Source organism: Streptosporangium sp. DT93 (assembly GCF_049844535.1).
Lineage (GTDB): Bacteria > Actinomycetota > Actinomycetes > Streptosporangiales > Streptosporangiaceae > Streptosporangium.
On record NZ_JBNCLF010000002.1, the window covers coordinates 453,897 to 474,748 of the forward strand.

Sequence of the window (20,852 nt, forward strand, 5' to 3'; positions counted from 1 at the left end):
GGATGATTCCTCCGGACCCGCACGTCCTGGTGGTCACCGGTCCCGGTCTGGTCGCCGACCTCCGCCTGCTCACCGAGGTGGCCGACCGGGAGTTCGCGGCCCTCGGCGTCGGCGGGGAGCTGTCCGCGGCCCCGGACCTGCCCGCCTTCCGGGCGGCCCTGGAGGCTCCCGGCGCCCTGGTCGTCCTGCCCGGCCCGGACCCGCGGGCCCGGGCGCTGCGCGCCGAGCGCCCCGAGGCGGTCTGGCTCGACCTGACGCGCTCCGAGACCCCGCCCCCCGCGCCCGCCCCGCTCCCCGCGCCCGCCCCGTCCCCCGCGCCTGCCCGGCCTTCGGCCTCCGGCACGCCCTCGGCGCCGGGCGTGCCCCCCGCGTCCGGTGCGGCCGGCACGGCGGACGCGAAGGGCCCCTACCTGCACGGCCGGGGCGTCTGGGGGCTGACCTGGGCGATCAGGCACGCCGTGCACCGGCTGCGGCACCCCGCGCGCCGGGTCGCCTACGGCGACCACCCCGACCAGTGGGCCGAGGTACGCCCGCCGCACGACGTCGTGGACGACGTCGTGGACGACGCCGTGGAGCCGTCGTCCGGGGCGGCGCCGCTCGCGGGCACGTCTCCCGTGGCGGTGCTGCTGCACGGCGGCTTCTGGCGCTCGATCTGGGGCGCGGACCTGATGGACGCGCTCGCCGTGGACCTGGCCGGGCGGGGGTTCTCCACCTGGAACCTCGAGTACCGCCGCCCCGACGCGCACGGCTGGGCGGCCACCACCCGGGACGTGGCGCGGGGCGTGGCCGCGGCGGCGCGGGAGGCGGGCGGCCCCCTGGTGGTGATCGGCCACTCCGCGGGCGGGCAGCTCGCGCTGCGCGCCGCCGCCGACGACCACCGGATCACCCTCGCCGTCTCGCTGGCGGGGGTGCTGGACCTGGCCGAGGGGGACCGCAGGCACATGGGCTCCGGGGCGGTGGCCACCGCCCTCGGCGGATCCGTCACCGGGGCACCCGAGGTCTACGCGCGATCCGGGCCGCTGGAGCGCCTGCCGCTGGGCGTGCCCCAGCTCGTCGTGCAGGGGGGCGGGGACGACCTGGACCTGGTCGACTTCGGCCGCCGCTACGCGCGGGCCGCGCGGGAGGCGGGGGACGAGGTGACCTACCTGGAGATGTCAGGTGATCACTTCGACGTCATCGATCCCGGCTCGCCGATCTGGCGGGCGACCGCCGGGGCCGTCGCCGACGCGGTGACGACCCGTCCCGCCTGACCCACCCCGGTCCGGCACGTCCCGGTCGCCTCGGCCCGACGGATCACGGCCTGACCGGCCCCGGCCCTCCCGGCCGTGTCAGCCGGCGGAGAGCGGCCGCCAGGGCACGGGGCTGGAGAGCACCATCATGCTCGACGGGTGCCCGTACGGGGCCAGGCGGTCGATCATCTCCTCGAAGGCCGCCATCGAGGAGGCGGCCACCCGGAGCAGGCAGCAGGTGTCGCCGGTCACCCGGTGCACCTCCAGGATCTCCGGCCAGGCCAGCGCCTGCTCGTCGCGGAGCACGCAGCGGGGGCCGTAGCACGACATCCTGATGAGGGCGGCGACCCCGCGCCCGGCCCGCGCCGCGTCGACCCGCGCGTGGTAGCCGGTGATCACCCCGGTCTCCTCCAGCCGCCGCACCCGCTCGGCCACCGCCGGGGCCGACAGGTGCACCCGCCGGGAGAGCTCGCTGTACGACAGGCGCGCGTCGTCCTGCAGCTCGGCCAGCAGGGCCCAGTCCATGGTGTCCACGATCACGCTCCGTCACGTCGTAACTTGATCCGCTCGATGCCTTGCGTTCCGAAGGCCTATCTCGATAATCACCTTTCTTCCATTATTTCCGTAGTGACCGATACGGCGCACCATGGAGGTGTACAGACGAAGGAGGAGCGATGACCGGGATCAAGCAGCTCACCGAAGAGGACAGAAGGGCACGGGCCGAGGGGAACGAGGGGCTGCCGACGCTCGGCTTCGAGTCCCAGACCCCCTACGACGAGTACGTGGGAACCGCCGCGCTGCACGGGCTCCAGCGAACCGTCACCGACGTTCCCGAGGAGCTGGCGTTCCTGGTCACCACCCAGGTGATGGAGCTGTACTTCGGCCTGCTCCGCTCGGAATGGCTCGTGGCCCAGCGCCAGCTCGACGACGACGACGTCACCGCCGCGACGCTCACGGTCAAGCGGACGGTCCGGCACTTCGAGGCGCTCAACGCCGCCTGGGCCGCGCTGAGCTGGATGACCCCGGCGCAGTTCAACTCCTTCCGCGACGCCCTGGGCGAGGGGTCAGGCTTCCAGTCCGCGCTCTACCGCCACGTGGAGTTCCTGCTCGGCAACAAGTCCGAGGCGCTCATCCGGCCGCACCGCCGCAACCCCGAGGCGCACCGGGAGCTCACGGAGGCGCTGCGGCGGCCGAGCCTGTACGACTCGGTCCTCGCCCTGCTCGCCCGTCAAGGGTACGCGATTCCCGCGTCCGTGCTGGAGCGCGACCTGACCGCGGAGTACGAGGCCACCCCCGAGATCGAGGCGGCCTGGGTCGAGGTCTACAACGGGCCGCTCGCGCCGCTGGCCGAGGCCCTGACCGACCTGGCCGAGCAGTTCTCCGACTGGCGCTACCGGCACCTGATGGCGGTACGGCGCTCGATGGGGGCCAAGCCGGGCTCGGGCGGGTCGAGCGGCCTGAGCTGGCTGGAGCGGAGCATGCGGCGGGAGATCTTCCCCGAGCTCTGGACGGCCCGCACCCTCATGTGAGGCCCTCCCGGCCCGGATGACCGCGCGGCCGGGACGGGGACCTGCCGGTCCCCGTCACCGTGCCGCCCGGCCGAGGACCGCCGGAACCGCCGAGACCGGGTGACCTTGACGTCCGGCCGAAGCCCGTCGGAACCGTCGAGGCCGGGTGACCTTGACGTCCGGCCGGAGATCGGCGGATCCGCGCCCTCGGCGACGTCAGCCGGTCTGGCAGACCGGGCACCAGAAGAGGTTGCGCCCGGTGAGGACCTCCGTGCGGATCTCGGTGCCGCACAGGTGGCACGGCATGCCCGCGCGCCGGTAGACGTAGACCTCGCCGCCGTGGCCGTCGACCCGGGGCGGGCGGCCCATCGCCTCGGGCGTGTGCTCCGGCCTGACCGTGTCGATGTGGCCCACCCGGACGCCGTCGGCCATCAGCGCCACCAGATCCGCCCACAGGGCCTCCCACCGGCCCCGCGTGAGGTCCCTGCCCGGCCGCGAGGGGGCGATCCCCTGCCGGAACAGCGCCTCGGCCCGGTAGATGTTCCCCACCCCCGCCACGACCGACTGGTCCATCAGCAGGATCCCGACGGAGGCCCGGCTCCGGCCGATCCGCCGCCAGGCGAGCCCGGGGTCGGCGTCCGCGCGCAGCGGGTCGGGCCCCAGCCGGGCGTGCAGCTCCTTCTTCCCCGCCGGGTCGAGCAGCTCGCAGGTGTTGGGGCCGCGCAGGTCGGCGTACTCCTCGTCGCCGCTGAGGCGCAGGCGCACCATCCCGGTCGGCGCGGGCGCGGGCGCCGGGCCGAAGGCGTACTTGCCGTAGATCCCCAGGTGCACGTGCAGCCAGCGCTCGTCGTCGAAGCCCAGCAGCAGGTGCTTCCCGTGCGCGTCGGCCTCGGTGAGCACCCGCCCGTCGATCAGCAGGGCCCCGGCGGCGAAGCGCCCCTGCGGGCTCCGCGCGCGCACCTCCCGGCCGCCGAAGGCCCGCCGGTGCTCCCGGGCCAGACGATGGATCACGTGTCCTTCAGGCATGGTCCGGCCAGGATATGACGCGCCCGGCGATGGTCAGGACGGAACGCCCGCCCGCTCCGGCCGGTGCCGCCGCCCCCGCCCGAACAGGGTGTGGGCCGCCCAGGCCAGGACGGCCCCGGCCGCGTAGGCCACCAGGTCGGCCACCCCGAAGGTGCTGCCCAGCACCAGCCTGGCCACGACGCTCACCTCCGACAGGGCGGCCGGGACGGGGGTGAGCTGGGCCAGCTCCACCGCCCAGCTGAGGGCCAGCGCGCCGGACGCGGCCCGCACCGGGATGATCCGGGGCCGTACGAACACGATCAGCGCGTACACCAGCACGGTGTAGAGGGCGTCGCCGGCGGACGCGCCGAACCAGCCGCCGGCGGTCGCGCGGACGGTCAGCCCGGCGGCGACGGTCAGGATCGCGGCGAGGGCGGCGAGCAGGCGGGTGCGGTGGCCGGGCGGCATCCGCCCACGATAGCGATCACCCGCCACGGCGGATCGGGAGACGCCGCGCAGACCACGCCGTACGGCTCGAAGGAGATCACGGCCGCCGCCGTACGGCTCAGGGGTGGGGGAGGCGTGGCAGGCGGGGGGTGTGCAGCCAGTCGGTGAACAGCGTGTCCAGCGGTACCGGCGAGCGGCGCGTGGCCAGCGCGACGAACGCCCCGGTGGTGACGTTCCCGTGCCTGTGCCCGGCGGTCCACTCCCGGAGCAGGGCGAAGAAGGCGTCGTCGCCGACGGTCCTGCGCAGCGCGTGCAGGGTCAGGGCCCCGCGGTGGTAGACGCGGTCGTCGAACAGGTGGCGCGGGCCCGGGTCGGCCAGCACGAGGTCCTGGGGGAGCGCCGAGAGCCTGCGGTGCCAGCGGAGCGCGTGCTCGTCGGACGACGGGCCACCGGAGTTCTCCGACCAGACCCACTCCGCGTAGGAGGCGAACCCCTCGTGCAGCCAGATGCAGCGCCAGTCGGAGACCGTCAGGCTGTTGCCGAACCACTGGTGGGCCAGCTCGTGGGCGACCAGCCGCTCCTGGCCGCGCCTGCCGTCCACGTGGTTGATCCCGAAGATCGACATGCCCTGCGCCTCGACCGGGATCTCCAAGTCGTCGTCGGCCACCACCACGGTGTAGGAGCCGAACGGGTACGGGCCGAACCGCTCGGTGAAGACCTCCATCATCGCCTCCTGCCGGGCGAAGTCGTGGCGCACCCGCGTGGCGTGCCCGGCCGGGAAGAACAGCGGCATCCCCGGGCCCAGCTCGGCCTGCCGGTAGCGGCCGATCTGCACGCTCGCCAGGTAGGAGGCCATCGGCTCGGCCTGCTCGTACACCCACGTGGTCGTCGAGGCGGCCTGCCGCCGGGAGACCAGCTCCCCGTTGGCGATCACCTGGTACGCCGAGGCGGTGGTGATCGTGATCCGGTAGGTGGCCTTGTCGTCGGGCCGGTCGTTGCAGGGGAACCACGACGGCGCCCCGATGGGCTGGCCCGCCACGATGACGCCGTCGGTGAGCTGCTCCCAGCCCAGGCCGCCCCAGTGGCTGGTCACCGGGCGCGGGGGCCCGGAGTAGCGCACCTCCATCGTGAACAGCCCGGCCCGCAGCGAGGCGGGCGACAGGTGGAGCTTGCCGCCGCGGTGGGTGAACCGCACCGGCGCGCCGTCGATCGTCACCCCGCCCACCCGGAAGACGCCCAGGTCGAGGGTGAGCCGGGTGAGCGGCCGCAGGGCCACCGCCGAGATCGTGGCCACGCCGCCCAGGCGGTTGGTGCCCACCCGGTAGTCCAGGGTCAGGTCGTAGTGCTCCACCCGGTAGCCGTCGTCGCCGTGCATGGGGAAGTACAACGGGGGGATCGTGCTCAGAACCACGCCGGCTTCCTTCGTTCCACTGTCTTCTCGCGCTATCTCCGCCTGGTCCAGGCCGCGATCGGGTTGCCGAACCAGCGGGTCCCGGCGGGCACGGACTCGCCGCGCATCACCAGCGAGGCGGGCCCGACCGTGGTGTTCTCCCCGATCGTCGCCGCGGGCAGGATCACCCCGTGGGGGCCCAGGGTCGATCCGGCTCGCATGACGACAGTATCGATGCTCATCACCCGGTCGTGGAACAGGTGGGTCTGCAGCACGCATCCCCTGTTCACCGACACCCCGTCCCCCAGCTCGACCAGGTCGACCTCGGGCAGCCAGTAGGTCTCGCACCACACGCCCCGTCCCACCCGCGCCCCCAGCGAGCGCAGCCACAGGTTCAGTGGCGCCGTCCCCAGCCAGCGCTGGGCGAACCACGGCGCGGCCAGCACCTCCACGAACGTGTCGGCCAGCTCGTTGCGCCACACGAACGAGCTCCACAGCGGCCGGTCGCCCACCGCGATCCGCCCCACCAGCGCCCACTTGGCCGCGGTGGCGAGCACGGCGGCCAGCACCCCGCCGCCCAGCACCCCCACCCCGGACAGGAGCGCCGCCACCCCGAAGCCGTACGCCCCGGCCAGCCACTCCAGCCACGCGGCGAGCAGCACCGTCAGCGCCACCGTGCACATCACCGGCACGACGCGGCACACCTCGACCGCGGCACGGGCGACCCGCAGGCGCGCCGGCGGGTCGTAGGTGCGGCTCCGGTCGCCCTCGTCGGCCGCCCGGCGCAGCTCCACCGGCGGCATCCCCAGGTACGACGAGCCCGCCCTGGCCTTCTTGGGCGCCGCCGACAGCACCGCGACCAGCCCGTCCTTGGGCACCTTGCGCCCCGGCGCGGTCATGCCCGAGTTGCCGAGGAACGCGCGCTTGCCGATCCGCACGTGGTCGACGCGCAGCCTGCCGCCCTCCAGCTCGTACGGCGCCACCATCGTGTCGTCGGCGAGGAAGGCGCCGTCGCCGACGGAGGTCATCGACGGCAGCGCCAGCACCGTCGACAGCTCCACGTCCCGGCCGACCTTCATGCCCAGGGCGCGCAGCCAGGCGGGGGTGATCGTGCTGGCGTACAGGGGGAACAGCCAGACCCGCGCCATCGACATCAGCAGGCCCGTCGCCCACGCCTGCCAGGCCTGGCGGCTGTGCACGGGGTGCTGCCCGGCGTGCAGCCCGGCCGACAGCAGCCGCACCGAGGCCACGATCAGCAGGGCCAGGGCCGCCGCCGAGACGACCGTCGCCACCGGCACGCCGGCCAGGACGGAGAAGAGAGAGGGGGCGCCGTCGCGCAGCAGCACGGCCAGGCCCGGCAGCGCGGCGATCACCGGGAACAGGGAGAGCACCGCGGCCGACAATCCGTAGCCGGCCGCCCAGAGCCGCGAGCGCGGTGGCCGCGCGGCGGCCGGAGGACGCGCCTTGCCGACCCGTCCGGCGGGCACGCCCGCCCAGCGCTCCCCGGCGGGAACCGGCCGCGCGACCGCCGAACCGGGCGCCACCTGCGCGTTCTTGCCGACCTTCGCGCCGGGGAACAGCGTGGCGCGGGCGCCGACCGTGGCGGAGGCGCCGATCTTGATCTCGCCGACGTGCACCCGGTCGCCGTCGATCCAGTACCCGCTCAGGTCCACCTCGGGCTCCACCGCCGCGCCCCTGCCGAGCTTGAGCATGCCGGTGACCGGCGGCATTGTGTGCAGGTCCGCGTCGTCGCCGATCTGGGCGCCGAGCGCCCGCGCGTAGTGGGTGAGCCAGGGGGCGCAGGCCACCTCGCCCACGCCGAGCTGCTCGGAGAGCCGCTCGGCGAACCAGAGCCGCAGGTGCGCGCCACCGCCCCGGGGGTAGGTGCCCGGCCGCAGGCCGCGCAGCAGCAGCCGGGCGCCGCCCGCGGCCAGCGCGATCCGCCCGGCCGGGCTGACGAACAGCAGCGCGCCCGCGAGGACCCACCACCAGGAGACGGCGGGGGTCCAGGGCAGGCCGGCCAGGTTGTTCAGCGCGGCCAGCGCCACCACCCAGCGCAGTGCGCCCACCGTCAGCAGCGGCACGGTCAGCGCGGCCTGGAGGAGCGCGGCGCGGCGCGGCACCGGCGCGACCGTCCGGCCGGTGGTCACGATCTCCGGCGCGTCCAGCGCCGACAGATGGGCGTCCAGCGCGGACAGCGTCGGGTTGTCGTAGACGTCGCCGACGGTGACCGCCGGGTAGCGCTCCCGCAGCGCCGCGACCAGCCGGGCCGCGGCCAGGCTGGTGCCGCCCTCGGCGAAGAAGTCGCCCTCGACGCCGCCGAGGACGTCCAGCCAGCGGCCGGCCACCCAGTCGTCGACGTCCGGCACGGCTGCGGCGACGGACCCGCCGGAGCCGTCGGACCCGACGGGTCCCCCGGGGGGCGGCCAGGGCAGGGCATCCCTGTCGATCTTCCCGGAGGTACGGGTCGGCAGGTCGTCCACGACGACGATCCTGGGGACCAGCGCGGCGGGCAGGGTGTGCCGGAGGCGTTCGGCCGCCGCGGTCCTGTCGAACGGCCGTCCGGACGCCCTGCCGGACGTCCCGCCGGGTCCCTGACCGGACGTCCCGCCGGGTCCCTCGGCCGGACCCGCGACGGCTCCCACGGCCGGTTCTCCGGCGGGGACGACGTAGCCGACGAGCACCTGGTGCCCGCCGGCGGTGGTCTTGACGGCGGCGGCGGCCCCGGCGACGTCGGGCAGCGCCCGCAGGGCCGCGTCGACCTCGCCCAGCTCGATCCTGCGCCCGCCCAGCTTGATCTGCTCGTCCGCCCGGCCGACGAAGATCAGCCCTTCCGGCTCGGCCCGCACCAGGTCGCCGCTGCGGTAGGCGCGCTCCCAGCCGAGCGCCTCCAGCGGGGCGTACTTCTCGGCGTCCTTGACCGGGTCGAGGTAGCGGGCGAGCCCGACGCCGCCGATGACCAGCTCGCCGGTGTCGCCCATGGCCACCGGCTCGCCGTCCCCGCCGACCACGGCCAGGTCCCAGCCCGCCAGCGGCAGCCCGATCCGCACCGGCCCCTCCCCGGTCAGGGGCGCCGCGCAGGCCACCACCGTGGCCTCGGTGGGCCCGTAGGTGTTCCACACCTCCCGCCCCGGCACGGCCAGCCGCTCGGCCAGCTCCGGCGGGCACGCCTCACCGCCGAAGATCAGCAGCCGTACGTCGTCGAGGGTCTCGACCGGCCAGAGCGCCGCCAGGGTCGGCACCGTCGACACGACCGTGATGCCCATCTCCATCAGCCACGGCCCGAGGTCCATGCCGGTGCGCACCAGCGCCCGGGGCGCCGCCACCAGGCAGCCGCCGTGCCGCCAGGCCAGCCACATCTCCTCGCAGGAGGCGTCGAACGCCACCGAGAGCCCGGCCAGCACCCGGTCACCGGGGCCGATGGGCTCCTGGATCAGGAACAGCCCGGCCTCGGCGTCCACGAACGCCGCCGCGTTGCGATGGGTGACCGCCACGCCCTTGGGCTTTCCGGTGGACCCGGAGGTGAAGATGATCCACGCGTCGTCCTCGGGGCCTGGCCGCCCGTCGCGGTGCTCCCGGGGCCGGGGCCGCCCGTCGCGGCCGTTCGCGTCTTCGGGTTCCCGGCCGGAGCCGTTCGCGTTCCCGGCCGCCCGGCCGGAGCCGTCCGTGGTTTCGGGTTCCCGGCTGAAGCCGTTCGCGCCGGAAGCAGGCGCGTCCGGCGGGAAGAGGTCGTTCCCGGCGTGGGGGACGATCTTGCCGCCGTCGCCGACGACCGCGCGGACCCGCGCCTCGCCGAAGACCAGCTCGGCCCGCTCGTCGGGGTCGTCGGCGTCGACCGGCACGTAGGCGGCCCCGGCGGTGAGCACCGCGACGATCGCGACGTACAGGCCGACGGTGCCCGAGGGGATACGGACGCCGACCCGGTCGCCGCGCCCGATCCCGGCGGCCCTCAGCTCCGCGGCCATCCGCCCGGCCTCGGCCCGCAGGCCGGTGTAGTCCAGGCGGGTCCGCCCGTCGTCGAGGGCGGTCGCGTGGGGGTGGCGCCGCGTGGTCTCGTCGAGGATGTCCAGCAGCGTCCTCGACGGCGGCGCGGTCCCTCCCGGCAGGAGCGCCCGCGACGGCGTGACGGTATCGGCTGGTGACGGACTCACGATCTTCCCCCATGTGACGTGAGGCCCTTCCGGCCCCTGAACAGCCTACGCGCACGGGGGTAACGCGTTCCCGACATGGGGGTGTACGTCGGTGAACGGGAGCTTTCCTGCTGATGACACCTGATCGGCCGGCCGCGGGGGGAACCGGCCGTGAACGGAGCCGGGGCGGGGCGCCGGGGTCAGGGGAAGGAGGGAAGCCATCCCCTGGAGGCCGCGAGGTATCCGGCCTGGAACCGGCTGCGGGCGTCGAGCCGCTCCATCAGGTCGGCGGTGACGCGCCGCAGGGTGCGTACCGAGACGTCGAGCCTGCGGGCCACCGCCTCGTCGGTCAGCCCCGTGGAGAGCAGGCGCAGCACCTCGCGCTCCTGGTCGCTGAGGCCCTGCCCGTCGCGCCTGCGCTCCTCGCCGAGAGGGCCGGCGGCCCCCCAGGTCTGCTCGAACAGGGCGACCAGGGCGGCGACGACGCCCGCCCCGCGCAGCAGGACCGCTCCGGCGCCGCTGTCGGCGGGGTCGGTCGGCAGCAGGGCCGTCCGCCCGTCGAAGATGAGCATGCGGAGCGGGAGGACGGGTGTGGTGCGGACCCGGCCGCCGCTGCCGGTGAGCCAGGTCGCGTATCCGGCGGTGGCCTGGTCGTTGCGGACGCTGTCGGGGTAGATGACGCGGATCGCCACGCCGCGGCCGAGCATCGCCTCGTCCAGCGGGCGGCTCGCCAGGATGTTCTCCGGGGTCTGGGCGCTCTTGGGTTCGAACCCGAGCAGCTCCTGCCGGCAGTCGGCGGACAGCTCCTCGATCCTGTTGCGGATCGTGTCGATGCCGACGAGCGACTCGGAGTCGTCGCTCGGGCGGGCGGTGTTCTGGTCGGCGTAGGCCGCGATCATCTGGGCGACGGCCGTGCGGCTCCGCTCGATCTCCTGCTGCTTGGCCAGCAGCGCGGCCTCCTCGCGGGCCAGCAGCGCGGCAAGTCCCACCTCGGGGCGTACCAGGCGCAGGACGTCGGGCTCCTCCCACGAGGGGCGCAGCAGCGACAGCTTGGCCAGCTCGTCCAACGTGGCGCGGACCCGGGGAACCGGCCAGTCCAGCTCCAGGCTCAGTTCGGTCACCCCGTAGGAGGGGTTCTCCAAGATGGTGCGGTAAACGGTTTCCTCGGCGGACCCGATGCCAAGCAGCATGAGCACGACCCCTCCACTGTTCGAGCATGACCGCGACGCGATCCGATGGGCGGGGCCCACGGCGATCACAGCCTGAAGCTAGAGGGGGGCAGTGACGACCGGGTTACGCGATCGGCCCGGCTCTCCGGTGAGGCGCCCTGGCCTGCGGGAGGGCGTCCCGGGGCCGAGGAGGGTGGCATGATCCTGCCACGTCGCCGACCTGCCAGGGGAAACGCCTGGTGGATTCGGCGCGTGCGCACCACGGTCGTGACATGTATCTCATCAACGCGCGCCTGCGCGCCCCCGAGACCGAAGGCCCGCCGGCCCCGCCCGGCGGGCGGATGCCCGCGCGAGAGCTCCGAAGCCTCCTCCTGGCGCTGGCGGAGCCCGATGACGGGATCGAGCACATCTACAGCGAGGACCACCCCGCCGGCATCCATCTCGGCCTCTTCATCCGCAGGCCCACCCTCGACGAGTCCGAGGACGCGGCGGCGCGGTTGTGCCTTCGCGGCCTGCGGGGCCTTCCCGGCCTCGCGGGCTGGTCGCTGGTGTCGTGCGGCACCGACCTGGAACTCGCGCTCGGGCGCCTCGGCGCCTTCGACGAGGAGGCCTGTCAGCGTCCTGCCATTGCAGTGCGCTGACAGCCCCTGGGCCTTCCCGGACCCACATCGATCGGCCAAGAATCAAGGGCAAGAACGAAACGGGAAATTTCCGGAAAGTCACTCGGATAAATCCCGTGGAACAGAGAAAAGGGCGCCGAGAATCGTCGGCCGAAAGGACAGAAGAACAATGGGTACCACGCTCCGCTCCACCGCCCTCGGCGTCCTCCCGCTCACCGCTGCCTTTGCTTCCGCCACCGTCACCGCCGTGACCGCGACCGTGCCGGGAAGGAGCACCGCCGGCACCGGGGGCACCGGGGGTACCGCGTTCACCGCGTTCGCCTCTGCCCTCGCCCCGGCCGGTGGAGCCGGCTGGCAGTGAGCCGACCAGGAGAAACCAAGAAGACCATTCGTCACGGGCATCGCGCCCGAGAAGTCGTCCGGGAGGCGACCACCGTGAAGCACCAGGAAGTCGAGTTACTCGCACTCGGCGCAGGGCCGTCCAATCTCGCCCTCGCCGTGGCCCTCGAAGAGCTCGCTCCGGAACTTGCCACCAGAACGCTGATCATAGAACAGCACGAGGACGTGGTGTGGCAGCGGGGAATGCTGCTGCCCTGGACCCAGAGCCAGGTCTCCTTTCTCAAGGACCTGGTCACGCTGAGGAATCCGCAGAGCAGGTTCTCCTTCGTGAACCACCTGCACTCCGTGGGAAGGCTCAGCGAATTCGTCAACCTGGGCAGTTTCACCCCGTACAGAATGGAGATCTCGAACTACCTGCTCTGGGTGGCGCAGTCCCTCGCCCAGGTGCGCATCGAGTACGGCCGGCGCTGCGTGCGGGTCGAACCGGTGATGGCCGAGGACGGCGGCGTCGAGCGGTGGATCGCCCACCTCGCCGACGGCTCGACCGTCGGCTGCCGCACCCTGGTGGTCGGCGCGGGCCGCGACGCGCACGTCCCCGAGGTGTTCGACGCGATCCCCCGCGAGCGGATCATCCACAGCACCGAGTACAGCCAGAAGATCGCCGGCCTGGACCACGCAGCCCCGCACCGGGTCGCCGTCATCGGCGGCGCGCAGAGCGCGGCCGAGATGCTGTGGGCCACCCACCAGAGCATGCCCAACGCCGAGTGCACGATGGTGATGCGCTCCATCGGCCTCAACGGCTACGAGAGCAGCAAGTTCACCAACGAGCTCTTCTACGCCTCCTTCGTCGACGAGTTCCACCGGTCGCTTCCCGACGCGCGCCGCCAGCTGCTGTCCGAGATGCACCGCACCAACTACGCGGGCCTGTCCCCCGGCCTGCTCGAGAGCCTCTACCGGCAGATCTACCTGGAGCGCCTCACCGGAAGGGAGAGGATCCAGATGATCACGATGACCGAGATCGCCGGAGCCAGGACCGAGGGCGAGGAGATCGTCCTCACCCTCCGCGACAGGAAGAGCGGCGTCCTCGCCGAGCTGCCCTGCGACGTCCTGCTGCTCGGCACCGGCTTCGACCGCCGGATGCCGACGCTGATCCGCGACCTCGCCGTCGGGGCCGGCCTCGGTGAGATCGGTGTCGACCGCTTCTACAAGCTGACCCTGCCCGCGGGCTCGGGCGCCTCCTGCTACCTGCAGGGCGTCAACGAGGACACCCACGGCATCGCCGACTCCCTGCTCAGCACGCTGGCCAACCGGGCGGAGGAGATCGTCGGCGACATCCAGGGGACCAACACCGCCGCCGAGCTCCTGACACCGCTCGCGCTCCCGGTCGCCTCCTGACACCCCCCGAACCCTTCGAGGAGACATCCCGTGGACCTCCGTTCCTTCGACCCCTCCCAGCTACGCCAGGACAACGGCCTGCTCGCCAAGCGGCTGATGCCGTGGGACGCGATGAACGCCCCGTTCGAGGGCGCCTGGTGCGTCATCGCGCCCGGCACCGCCTCGACCCGGCACGCCCACCACGAGTACGAGATCTTCATCGCCGTCTCCGGCGAGGCCGTCCTGGAGAGCGAGGGCGAGAGCAGCCCCTTCTCCGCCGGGGACGTCGCCTACTTCCCGCCCGGCACCAACCACCGCGTCGTCAACGACGGCACCGGCATCTTCGAGATGTACGGCATCTGGTGGGACCACGACATGACCCGCGCGTTCGAGAGCCGCCACCAGGAGGAGAGATGACGCAGACGATCGTCATCGCCGCGACGCCGACCCCCAACGGGGACCTGCACGTCGGCCACATGGCGGGCCCCTACATCGCCGGCGACGTCTACGCCCGCCACCTGCGGGCGGGCGGCCGCACCGTCAACTACAACACCTGCACCGACGACAGCCAGTCGTACATGATCTCGACGGCGGGCAGGCACGGCACCACGCCGGCCGAGCTGTGCGCGACCTCCACCGCCGCCATCCAGCGGTCGGTCGAGGCGATGGGCATCTCGCTGGCCCCGCTGCCGCCCGTCGACGAGGTCTACCGGCGGACCGTCCTGGAGTTCGTCACCGCCCTGCACGAGCAGGGCCGGTTCGAGCTGCGGACCGTGCGCATGCCGTACGCGCAGAACGCCGGTCTCTACCTCTTCGACGGGCTGGTCAAGGGCGAGTGCCCGGCCTGCCTGACCGAGAGCTGCGGCGGGTCGTGCGAGGGCTGCGGCCACCCCAACCACTTCGACGACCTGGGCGACCCGCGCTCGGTCCTGGACCCCTCCGACCCGGTGACCTCGCGCGAGGTGAGCGTCCTGGTCCTGCCGGTGGAGAACTACCGCGAGGAGCTCGTCGCCTACTACGCCGCCCGCGAGGACACCTGGAGGGGACACGCCAGGCAGCTCATCCGGGAGATCCTGGCCCGGCCGCTGCCGGAGATCCCGATCACGGTGCCGTCGCCCGGCTGGGGGATCGACGCCCCGTTCGCCGAGACGCCCGGCCAGATCCTCTACCCGTGGGTCGAGGCGATGCCCGCCTCGATCTACAGCACCTGGAAGGCGGCCGGCGAGCCCGAGGGCCCCGTCGACCAGGCCTGGCGCGCCGGCAGCGACAACGAGCTCGTCTACTTCCACGGGTTCGACAACGTCTACTTCTGGGGCATGGTCGACCTGGTCATGCTGCTGGCCCACGGCGACCGCTACCTCACCCCCGACGCCAACGTCTGCAACGAGTTCTACGAGCTGGAGAACGAGAAGTTCTCCACCAGCCGGGGCCACCTCATCCGCGGCGCCGACCTGGTCGCCGAGGTGCCGCGCGACCTCGTCCGGTTCTACCTCGCCCTGACCTGCCCGGAGGACCAGCGGGCCAACTTCACCCGCGAGGGGCTCGACAAGGTCACCGCCCACCGGCTGCGCGAGCCGTGGAACGCGCTCGCCGACCGCATCGACGCCCTCGTCACCGACCCGGGGGAGGAGCTCAAGGTCACCGCCGCCGGCCGCCGCCGGGCCGCGGTGATCGTCGAGCGGTTCGGGCTCTGCTACGGCCTGTCCTCCTTCAGCCTGACCCGGGCGGCGGACGGCATCGTCACCCAGCTCTCGCGGCTGCTGACCGCCGAGCGCGACGAGCCCGGTGACCTCCTGATGGAGGTGCGCGCCTTCCTCGCCTGCGCCGCCCCCATCCTCATCGACGTCGCGGCCGAGGCCCAGGCGGCCGGTGTCGAGCTCACCCTCGACACCTCCGCCGAGACGATCGACGCCTTCCTGCTACCGCGACTGCCCCGGAGCCCCCGATGAAACTCCTCGCCCTGGAAGCCCGACAGAACGCCACCTACTACCGCTCCCGCTACGAGCAGGTACAGGCCTACGGCGCCGACCTCTACGTGCTCAACGGCATCGGCACCCCCGACTTCTGGCCCGCCGACCGCTACCGCGTCGCAGGCTCCCAGAACATCGAGGACCTCATCACCGAGGCCAAGCAGTGGCACGAGCAGGAGCGCTTCGAGGGGATCATCACCTTCTCGGAGTCGGCCGTCACCACGGTCGCCGCCGTCGCCGAGGCCCTCGGGCTGCCGGGCGTGGGCGTCGAGGCGGCCAGGACCAGCCGCAACAAGCTGCTGATGCGCGAGGCGCACCGCAGGCACGACGCGCCGCATCCGGACTTCCGCTTCGTCACCGAGCTGTCCGAGGCGCTCGGCGCCGCCGGCGACTTCGGCTACCCGGTCATCCTCAAGCCCACCCTGGGCGCCGCGAGCAACTTCGTGTTCAAGATCGACGACAGCGCGGAGATGGAGGAGCTGTTCCCGCGGGCCCTGGCCGGCATCGAGGGGATGTCGTGGTTCGAGATGGAGGCGCACGGCCTCGACCTGGGCCCGCACGGCCTGCTGGTCGAGTCCTTCCTCGACGGTGAGGAGTTCCTCATCGAGGCCGTGGCCTGGGACGAGGAGGTCTACCTCGGCTCGATCGTGGACCGCATCACCGTCGAGGGGGGCACCTTCGACGACGACGTGCACCACGCGCCGACCTCGCTCACCGCCGGGCAGGTGGCCGCGGTCCACCGGGTGGTCACGGCCGGGGTGCGCGCCCAGGGGCTGCGCAACAGCGTGCTGCACGCCGAGGTCCGCTTCCACGAGGGCGAGCCGTACCTGCTGGAGATCGCGATCAGGCCCGGCGGCGGCGGCCTGGACCTCATCGCCGAGATCACCGCCGCGCACAACCCGATCCGCGCCGTCATGGACGTGGCCCGCGGCGCGGCGCCGAGGGTGCGCCACTACCGGCCGACCGGCGTCCACGTCACCGCGATGTGCCTGCTGTGCGACGCGGGCCGCATCGCCGCGATCGACGTGCCGGCCGAGGTCTCCGAGTCCGAGAAGGTGTTCTTCCTCAAGATCACCGCCAGTCCCGGGGACGTCGTCCGGCGCCCGCCGGAGGGCAACAGCATCCTCGGCTTCCTGGGCACCACCGGCACCTCTCTGGAGGACGCCAGGGCGACGATGCTGGAGTACGCCTCCAAGATCGACGTCACGTTCGACCGGGACGGGGAGGCGTCGTGACCCAGCTCGCCGAGGAGGCGCCGCGGACGGCCCTGCGCGTCGCCCGCACCCGCCGCTACCTGATGTGCCCGCCCACCCACTTCGACGTCTTCTACTCCATCAACCCCTGGATGGACCCGGGCAAGCCGGTCGACGGCGCGCTGGCCAAGCTCCAGTGGGACGGCCTGGTGCGCGCCTTCCGCGCCCTGGGCCACCAGGTGGAGTTCATCGAGCCGCTGCCCGGCTACCCCGACATGGTGTTCGCCGCCAACGGCGCCACGGTCGTCGACGGCAAGGTGCTCTCGGCCAGGTTCCGCCACGAGGAGCGGGCCGCCGAGGGCCCCGCCTACCTGGAGTGGTTCCGCTCCCGCGGCTACCAGACCCGCGAGGCGGTCCACGTCAACGAGGGCGAGGGCGACTACCTGCAGGCGGGAAGGTACCTGCTGGCCGGCACCGGCTTCCGCACCGACATCCGCTCGCACCGCGAGGCGGAGCGGTTCTTCGGGATGCCGGTGGCGGGACTGCGGCTGGTCGACCCGCGCTTCTACCACCTCGACACCGCGCTCGCGGTGCTCGGGCACGACCAGATCATGTACTACCCCGGCGCCTTCTCCCGGGAGAGCCAGGGCGTCCTGCGCGTCCTGTACCCCGACGCGATCATCGCGAACGAGGCCGACGCCGAGGTGTTCGGGCTGAACGCCGTCTCCGACGGCCGCCACGTCCTGCTGCCGCCCGCGGCCACCCACCTGATGGGCGAGCTGCGCGAGCGCGGCTACGAGCCCATCGGCGTCGAGCTCTCCGAACTGCTGAAGTCCGGCGGCAGCGCCAAGTGCTGCACCCTCGAACTCAGGGCGGCCCGATCGTGATCGACTACAACGGGCGCCGCTTCACCACCGGCGGCGTCCCCTCCGGCGAGCGGCACCCGGTCGCGCTGTACCGCCAGGACGGCGACCTGCTGTGGGGGGAGTTCTCCGGCGGCCACGCCCGCCGGGGGAGCCTCACCGGGCTCTGCGCCGCCGACGGCACCCTCGACTTCGCGTACACCATGGTCCTCGACACCGGTTCCGTCGTGTCGGGCCACTGCCGCAGCACCCCCGAACTGCTCCCCGACGGGCGCGTCCTGCTGCACGAGACGTGGGAGCGCTTCGGCGCCCACGCGAGCAGCGGCGTCTCCCTGCTGGAGGAGATCGACCCCGCGACCTTCGACGAGGCGGCGCGCACCGCGCCCGCCGCCGCCCACCACACGACAGAGAGCCGGACATGACCCTGAACACCATCGCCCGCCCGGACGCCGACGAGCAGGGGAAGCCCGGAACGCCCAGGAAGGGCGGCACGGTGACCTGGGCCTGCGCGCCCGGATTCCCGCCCTCCATCATCTTCCCGTTCACCCCGCCCGAGCGCTTCGGCACCCGCAACCTGCTCGAGTTCCAGATCCTGATGTACCGGCCGCTCTACTTCTTCGGCACCCACGGCACCCCCGAGGTCGACCACGACCTCAGCATCGGCGAGCCCCCCGAGTGGAGCGAGGACGGCCTCACCGTCACCGTCACCGTCAAGCCGTGGAAGTGGTCCAACGGCGAGACGATCTGCGCGGACAACGTCCTGTTCTGGGTGCACATGATGGCCGTCAAGGGCGAGCGCTACGGCGAGTACGTCCCGGGCTGCTTCCCCGACAACCTGGTCTCCTACGGCAAGCTCGCCGAGGACAAGGTGTACTTCACCTTCGACAAGGTCTACTCCAAGCGCTGGGTGCTGATGAACCAGCTCAGCACCATCACCCCGATGCCCAAGGCGTGGGACCGCACCGCCGAGGGCCCCTCGGACGCCTCCTACGGGCTGGAGAACGTCGCCGCGGTCTACGACTTCCTGATGGCCGAGAACGGCGGCGTCGTCGAGGAGGACAACTCCGACCGGGTGCACTGGGCCGACAGCCCGGTGTGGAGCGTGGTCAGCGGCCCGTGGCGGCTGAAGAGCTACACCATGGAGGGCGTCGTCACCTTCGTCCCCAACGAGCACTACTCCGGGCCGAACAAGGCGCACCTGGACGAGTTCCGCCAGGTCCCCTTCATGTCCGACGGCGAGGAGTACGAGAAGCTGCTGCAGGGCCCCGGCGGCCCCGACGGCATCCAGGTCGGCTACCTGCCGCTGAGCTTCAGCACCGAGCCGACCGACGACCCCACCAAGGGCGGCCCCAACCCGCTGGCCGACAACTACACGCTCGTCCCGCAGGCGGCCTTCTGCATCCGCTACATCCCGCTCAACTACAACAACCCCACCGTCGCCGGCAAGATGCTCGCCCAGACCTACATCCGGCAGGCGATGCAGCACGCGCTCGACCAGGACCGGGCGGCCCGCGACATCTACCACGGCTACGCCTACCGCCAGGACGGCCCGGTGCCCCGCTACCCGGTGAGCGACCTGGTCTCGCCCACCCTGCAGGGCGCGCCGATCCTGCCCTTCGACGCCGAGCGGGCCCGCGCGCTGCTGGAGGCCAACGGCTGGGACACCAGCACCACGCCGGCCGTCTGCGTCAACCCCGGCGAGGGCCCCGGCCAGGCCGGCGCGGGCATCCCCGGCGGCACCAAGCTCAGCTTCTCCCTCCGCTACGCCGAGGGCCGCCCCGCCCTGACCCGCCTGATGGAGCAGTTCCGCGACGACGCCGCCAAGGCCGGCATCGAGATGCGGCTGCAGGAGGTCTACGGCTCGGTCCTGGTGGCCGAGGACGCGCCCTGCGTCCCCGGGCCCGACAGCCCCTGCCTGTGGGAGCTCAGCACCTGGGGCGGGGGGTGGGTCTACCACTACCCGAGCGGCGAGATCCTCTTCCGTACCGACGCCGGCGGCAACTTCGGCCACTACACCGACCCCAGGGCCGACGAGCTCATCGACCGCACCCTGACCAGCGACGACCCCGCCGCGCTGTACGAGTACCAGGACTACATCGCCGAGCAGGTCCCGGTCATCTTCATCCCGAACTTCTCCCTGCGGCTGTTCGAGGTCTCCAACGAGCTCCGCGGCTTCGAGCCCATCAACCCCTTCGGGATGATCAGCCCCGAGAACTGGTACTACGTCGAGAACGGCGAATGACCCACATGACGATCGCCGCGGCTCCCGTCGCCGTCATCCCCGCCCACAACCTCATGGTCCTGCTGCTGCAACTCGGTGTGCTCCTGGCGCTGGCCACCGTCCTGGGACGTCTGTCGGTCCGGTTCGGGCTGCCCGCCCTGCTGGGGGAGCTCACCGCCGGCATCCTGATCGGGCCCTCGCTGCTCGCCAACGTCGCCCCCGGGTTCTCGGCCTGGCTGCTGCCCGCCGACCCGGCCAGATTCCACATGATCGACGCGGTCGGCCAGCTCGGCGTCCTGCTGCTGGTGGGACTCACCGGCATGCACCTGGACGTGGGCTTCATCCGCCGCCAGGGCAGGAGCGCCGCCTGGATCAGCGGCTTCGGCCTGATCGTCCCGCTCGTCCTCGGCGTCGGGCTCGGCTACCTGGCCCCCTCCGAGATGATCGCCGAAGGCGTCGACACCACCGTCTTCGCGCTCTTCATGGGCGTCGCGCTCTGCGTCAGCGCCATCCCCGTCATCGCCAAGGTGCTGATGGAGATGCGCCTGCTGCACCGCGACATCGGCCAGCTCATCCTGAGCAGCTCGGTCATCGACGACGTGGCCGGCTGGTTCCTGCTCTCGGTGGTCTCCGCGCTCGCCACCGCCGGGGCCCGCACCGGGCAGGCCGCGCTGACCGCCGTCGCGATGCTCGCCGGGATCGTGGCCGTGGCCCTCCTGCTCGGCCGCAGGGTGGTCGCCGGGGTGCTGCGCCTCGCCGACCGGGGCGGCAGCGCCACCACGATCGCCGCGGTGGCCGCCATGATCCTGCTCTCGGCCGCCGCCACCCAGTCGATGGGCTTCGAGGCCATCCTCGGCGCGTTCGTCTGCGGCGCGCTCGTCGGCTCCTCACCCGACCTGAAGGTCGCCAGGCTGGCGCCCCTGCAGACGCTCGTCGCCGCGGTGCTCGCACCGATCTTCTTCGCCACGGCGGGCCTGCGGATGGACCTGACGGAACTGGCCGACCCGCCCGTGCTCGTCGCCGGGATCGTGGTGCTGGTCGTCGCCGTCGCCTCCAAGTTCGCCGGCGCCTACCTGGGGGCGCGCATCGCCCGCAGGACCCGCTGGGAGGCCCTCGCGCTCGGCGCGGGCCTCAACTCCCGGGGCGTCATCGAGGTCATCATCGCGATGGTGGGCCTGCGCCTGGGCGTCCTGACCACCGCGTCCTACACGGTCATCGTCCTGGTCGCGGTCGTGACCTCGATGATGGCGCCGCCCCTGCTGCGCTACGCGGTCGCCCGGATCGACCCCACCGAGGAGGAGGCCGCCCGCGAGGAGTTCTTCGACACCCTGCAGGGCACCGCCGACCAGGACCCCTCCGACAAGCAGCTCGTGACCACCGCCAAGGAGGCGTGA

General features: G+C 72.8%; 18 protein-coding genes. 12 read left to right on the forward strand and 6 right to left on the reverse strand.

The features are described 5' to 3' along the window. The first annotated feature begins 2 nt into the window (after nucleotides 1-2). Nucleotides 3-1,250 carry an alpha/beta hydrolase gene (locus tag ACLQ2R_RS07220; protein ID WP_425958540.1) on the forward strand — a complete coding sequence of 416 codons (1,248 nt, stop codon included), beginning with the start codon at nucleotides 3-5 and terminating at the stop codon, nucleotides 1,248-1,250. A 78-nt stretch (nucleotides 1,251-1,328) separates the two neighbouring features. Here the strand turns inward: ACLQ2R_RS07220 and ACLQ2R_RS07225 are convergent, their stop codons facing one another. Next, nucleotides 1,329-1,754, reverse strand: a complete 426-nt coding sequence (locus ACLQ2R_RS07225) for an Lrp/AsnC family transcriptional regulator (protein WP_425958669.1) — start codon at nucleotides 1,752-1,754, stop codon at nucleotides 1,329-1,331. Nucleotides 1,755-1,903: 149 nt separating this feature from the next. On the opposite strand from ACLQ2R_RS07225, the gene ACLQ2R_RS07230 reads away from it, so the two are divergent. Continuing rightward, on the forward strand, nucleotides 1,904-2,758 hold the full coding sequence (locus tag ACLQ2R_RS07230) for a tryptophan 2,3-dioxygenase (RefSeq protein ID WP_425958541.1): 855 nt from the start codon (nucleotides 1,904-1,906) through the stop codon (nucleotides 2,756-2,758). A 195-nt stretch (nucleotides 2,759-2,953) separates the two neighbouring features. On the opposite strand, the gene ACLQ2R_RS07235 is transcribed toward ACLQ2R_RS07230, so the two are convergent. The 5 genes from ACLQ2R_RS07235 to ACLQ2R_RS07255 all read right to left on the reverse strand — a co-directional run bounded on the left by ACLQ2R_RS07235 (nucleotide 2,954) and on the right by ACLQ2R_RS07255 (nucleotide 10,899). Further along, nucleotides 2,954-3,763 carry an Fpg/Nei family DNA glycosylase gene (locus ACLQ2R_RS07235; protein WP_425958542.1) on the reverse strand — a complete coding sequence of 270 codons (810 nt, stop codon included), beginning with the start codon at nucleotides 3,761-3,763 and terminating at the stop codon, nucleotides 2,954-2,956. 33 nt (nucleotides 3,764-3,796) lie between these two features. Continuing rightward, nucleotides 3,797-4,210 carry a DUF2809 domain-containing protein gene (locus ACLQ2R_RS07240; RefSeq protein WP_425958544.1) on the reverse strand — a complete coding sequence of 138 codons (414 nt, stop codon included), beginning with the start codon at nucleotides 4,208-4,210 and terminating at the stop codon, nucleotides 3,797-3,799. Nucleotides 4,211-4,307: 97 nt separating this feature from the next. Beyond that, nucleotides 4,308-5,600 carry a M1 family metallopeptidase gene (locus ACLQ2R_RS07245; RefSeq protein ID WP_425958545.1) on the reverse strand — a complete coding sequence of 431 codons (1,293 nt, stop codon included), beginning with the start codon at nucleotides 5,598-5,600 and terminating at the stop codon, nucleotides 4,308-4,310. Nucleotides 5,601-5,632: 32 nt separating this feature from the next. Continuing rightward, nucleotides 5,633-9,730, reverse strand: coding sequence for a Pls/PosA family non-ribosomal peptide synthetase (locus ACLQ2R_RS07250; protein ID WP_425958546.1), 4,098 nt, complete (start codon nucleotides 9,728-9,730; stop codon nucleotides 5,633-5,635). A 179-nt stretch (nucleotides 9,731-9,909) separates the two neighbouring features. Further along, nucleotides 9,910-10,899 (reverse strand): LuxR C-terminal-related transcriptional regulator, encoded by a 990-nt coding sequence (locus ACLQ2R_RS07255; protein ID WP_425958670.1) that lies wholly within the window; start codon nucleotides 10,897-10,899, stop codon nucleotides 9,910-9,912. A 251-nt stretch (nucleotides 10,900-11,150) separates the two neighbouring features. On the opposite strand from ACLQ2R_RS07255, the gene ACLQ2R_RS07260 reads away from it, so the two are divergent. The 10 genes from ACLQ2R_RS07260 to ACLQ2R_RS07305 all read left to right on the forward strand — a co-directional run bounded on the left by ACLQ2R_RS07260 (nucleotide 11,151) and on the right by ACLQ2R_RS07305 (nucleotide 20,852). After that, the gene (locus ACLQ2R_RS07260) at nucleotides 11,151-11,519 is read left to right on the forward strand and encodes a hypothetical protein (protein ID WP_425958547.1); all 369 of its coding nucleotides are present in this window, start codon (nucleotides 11,151-11,153) and stop codon (nucleotides 11,517-11,519) included. A gap of 148 nt (nucleotides 11,520-11,667) precedes the next feature. Then, nucleotides 11,668-11,859: a hypothetical protein gene (locus ACLQ2R_RS07265; RefSeq protein ID WP_425958548.1), complete on the forward strand. Its 192-nt coding sequence runs from the start codon at nucleotides 11,668-11,670 to the stop codon at nucleotides 11,857-11,859. 74 nt (nucleotides 11,860-11,933) lie between these two features. Beyond that, nucleotides 11,934-13,232, forward strand: a complete 1,299-nt coding sequence (locus ACLQ2R_RS07270) for a SidA/IucD/PvdA family monooxygenase (RefSeq protein ID WP_425958550.1) — start codon at nucleotides 11,934-11,936, stop codon at nucleotides 13,230-13,232. A gap of 30 nt (nucleotides 13,233-13,262) precedes the next feature. Further along, entirely contained in the window at nucleotides 13,263-13,628 is a 366-nt protein-coding gene (locus tag ACLQ2R_RS07275) for a cupin domain-containing protein (RefSeq protein WP_425958551.1), read from the forward strand. Next, nucleotides 13,625-15,160, forward strand: coding sequence for a class I tRNA ligase family protein (locus ACLQ2R_RS07280; RefSeq protein ID WP_425958552.1), 1,536 nt, complete (start codon nucleotides 13,625-13,627; stop codon nucleotides 15,158-15,160). The genes ACLQ2R_RS07275 and ACLQ2R_RS07280 overlap by 4 nt, the downstream gene beginning before the upstream one ends. After that, complete coding sequence (locus ACLQ2R_RS07285) at nucleotides 15,157-16,416, forward strand: ATP-grasp domain-containing protein (protein WP_425958553.1); 1,260 nt, start codon at nucleotides 15,157-15,159, stop codon at nucleotides 16,414-16,416. Before ACLQ2R_RS07280 ends, ACLQ2R_RS07285 begins: the two co-directional genes overlap by 4 nt. After that, on the forward strand, nucleotides 16,413-17,261 hold the full coding sequence (ddaH, locus tag ACLQ2R_RS07290) for a dimethylargininase (protein ID WP_425958554.1): 849 nt from the start codon (nucleotides 16,413-16,415) through the stop codon (nucleotides 17,259-17,261). The genes ACLQ2R_RS07285 and ddaH overlap by 4 nt, the downstream gene beginning before the upstream one ends. Next, entirely contained in the window at nucleotides 17,258-17,659 is a 402-nt protein-coding gene (locus ACLQ2R_RS07295) for a hypothetical protein (protein WP_425958555.1), read from the forward strand. Before ddaH ends, ACLQ2R_RS07295 begins: the two co-directional genes overlap by 4 nt. Continuing rightward, nucleotides 17,656-19,479 carry an ABC transporter substrate-binding protein gene (locus tag ACLQ2R_RS07300; RefSeq protein ID WP_425958556.1) on the forward strand — a complete coding sequence of 608 codons (1,824 nt, stop codon included), beginning with the start codon at nucleotides 17,656-17,658 and terminating at the stop codon, nucleotides 19,477-19,479. The genes ACLQ2R_RS07295 and ACLQ2R_RS07300 overlap by 4 nt, the downstream gene beginning before the upstream one ends. Further along, nucleotides 19,476-20,852: a cation:proton antiporter gene (locus tag ACLQ2R_RS07305; protein WP_425958557.1), complete on the forward strand. Its 1,377-nt coding sequence runs from the start codon at nucleotides 19,476-19,478 to the stop codon at nucleotides 20,850-20,852. The genes ACLQ2R_RS07300 and ACLQ2R_RS07305 overlap by 4 nt, the downstream gene beginning before the upstream one ends.

Excerpts from the sequence above, each read along its gene's own strand:
- ACLQ2R_RS07235 (WP_425958542.1), bottom strand. The coding sequence starts at position 3,763 with ATGCCTGAAGGACACGTGATCCATCGTCTGGCCCGGGAGCACCGGCGG.
- ACLQ2R_RS07260 (WP_425958547.1), top strand. The coding sequence starts at position 11,151 with ATGTATCTCATCAACGCGCGCCTGCGCGCCCCCGAGACCGAAGGCCCG.
- ACLQ2R_RS07220 (WP_425958540.1), top strand. The coding sequence starts at position 3 with ATGATTCCTCCGGACCCGCACGTCCTGGTGGTCACCGGTCCCGGTCTG.
- ACLQ2R_RS07265 (WP_425958548.1), top strand. The coding sequence starts at position 11,668 with ATGGGTACCACGCTCCGCTCCACCGCCCTCGGCGTCCTCCCGCTCACC.
- ACLQ2R_RS07300 (WP_425958556.1), top strand. The coding sequence starts at position 17,656 with ATGACCCTGAACACCATCGCCCGCCCGGACGCCGACGAGCAGGGGAAG.
- ACLQ2R_RS07240 (WP_425958544.1), bottom strand. The coding sequence starts at position 4,210 with ATGCCGCCCGGCCACCGCACCCGCCTGCTCGCCGCCCTCGCCGCGATC.
- ACLQ2R_RS07305 (WP_425958557.1), top strand. The coding sequence starts at position 19,476 with ATGACCCACATGACGATCGCCGCGGCTCCCGTCGCCGTCATCCCCGCC.
- ACLQ2R_RS07255 (WP_425958670.1), bottom strand. The coding sequence starts at position 10,899 with ATGCTGCTTGGCATCGGGTCCGCCGAGGAAACCGTTTACCGCACCATC.
- ACLQ2R_RS07280 (WP_425958552.1), top strand. The coding sequence starts at position 13,625 with ATGACGCAGACGATCGTCATCGCCGCGACGCCGACCCCCAACGGGGAC.
- ACLQ2R_RS07285 (WP_425958553.1), top strand. The coding sequence starts at position 15,157 with ATGAAACTCCTCGCCCTGGAAGCCCGACAGAACGCCACCTACTACCGC.
- ACLQ2R_RS07230 (WP_425958541.1), top strand. The coding sequence starts at position 1,904 with ATGACCGGGATCAAGCAGCTCACCGAAGAGGACAGAAGGGCACGGGCC.
- ACLQ2R_RS07225 (WP_425958669.1), bottom strand. The coding sequence starts at position 1,754 with ATGGACTGGGCCCTGCTGGCCGAGCTGCAGGACGACGCGCGCCTGTCG.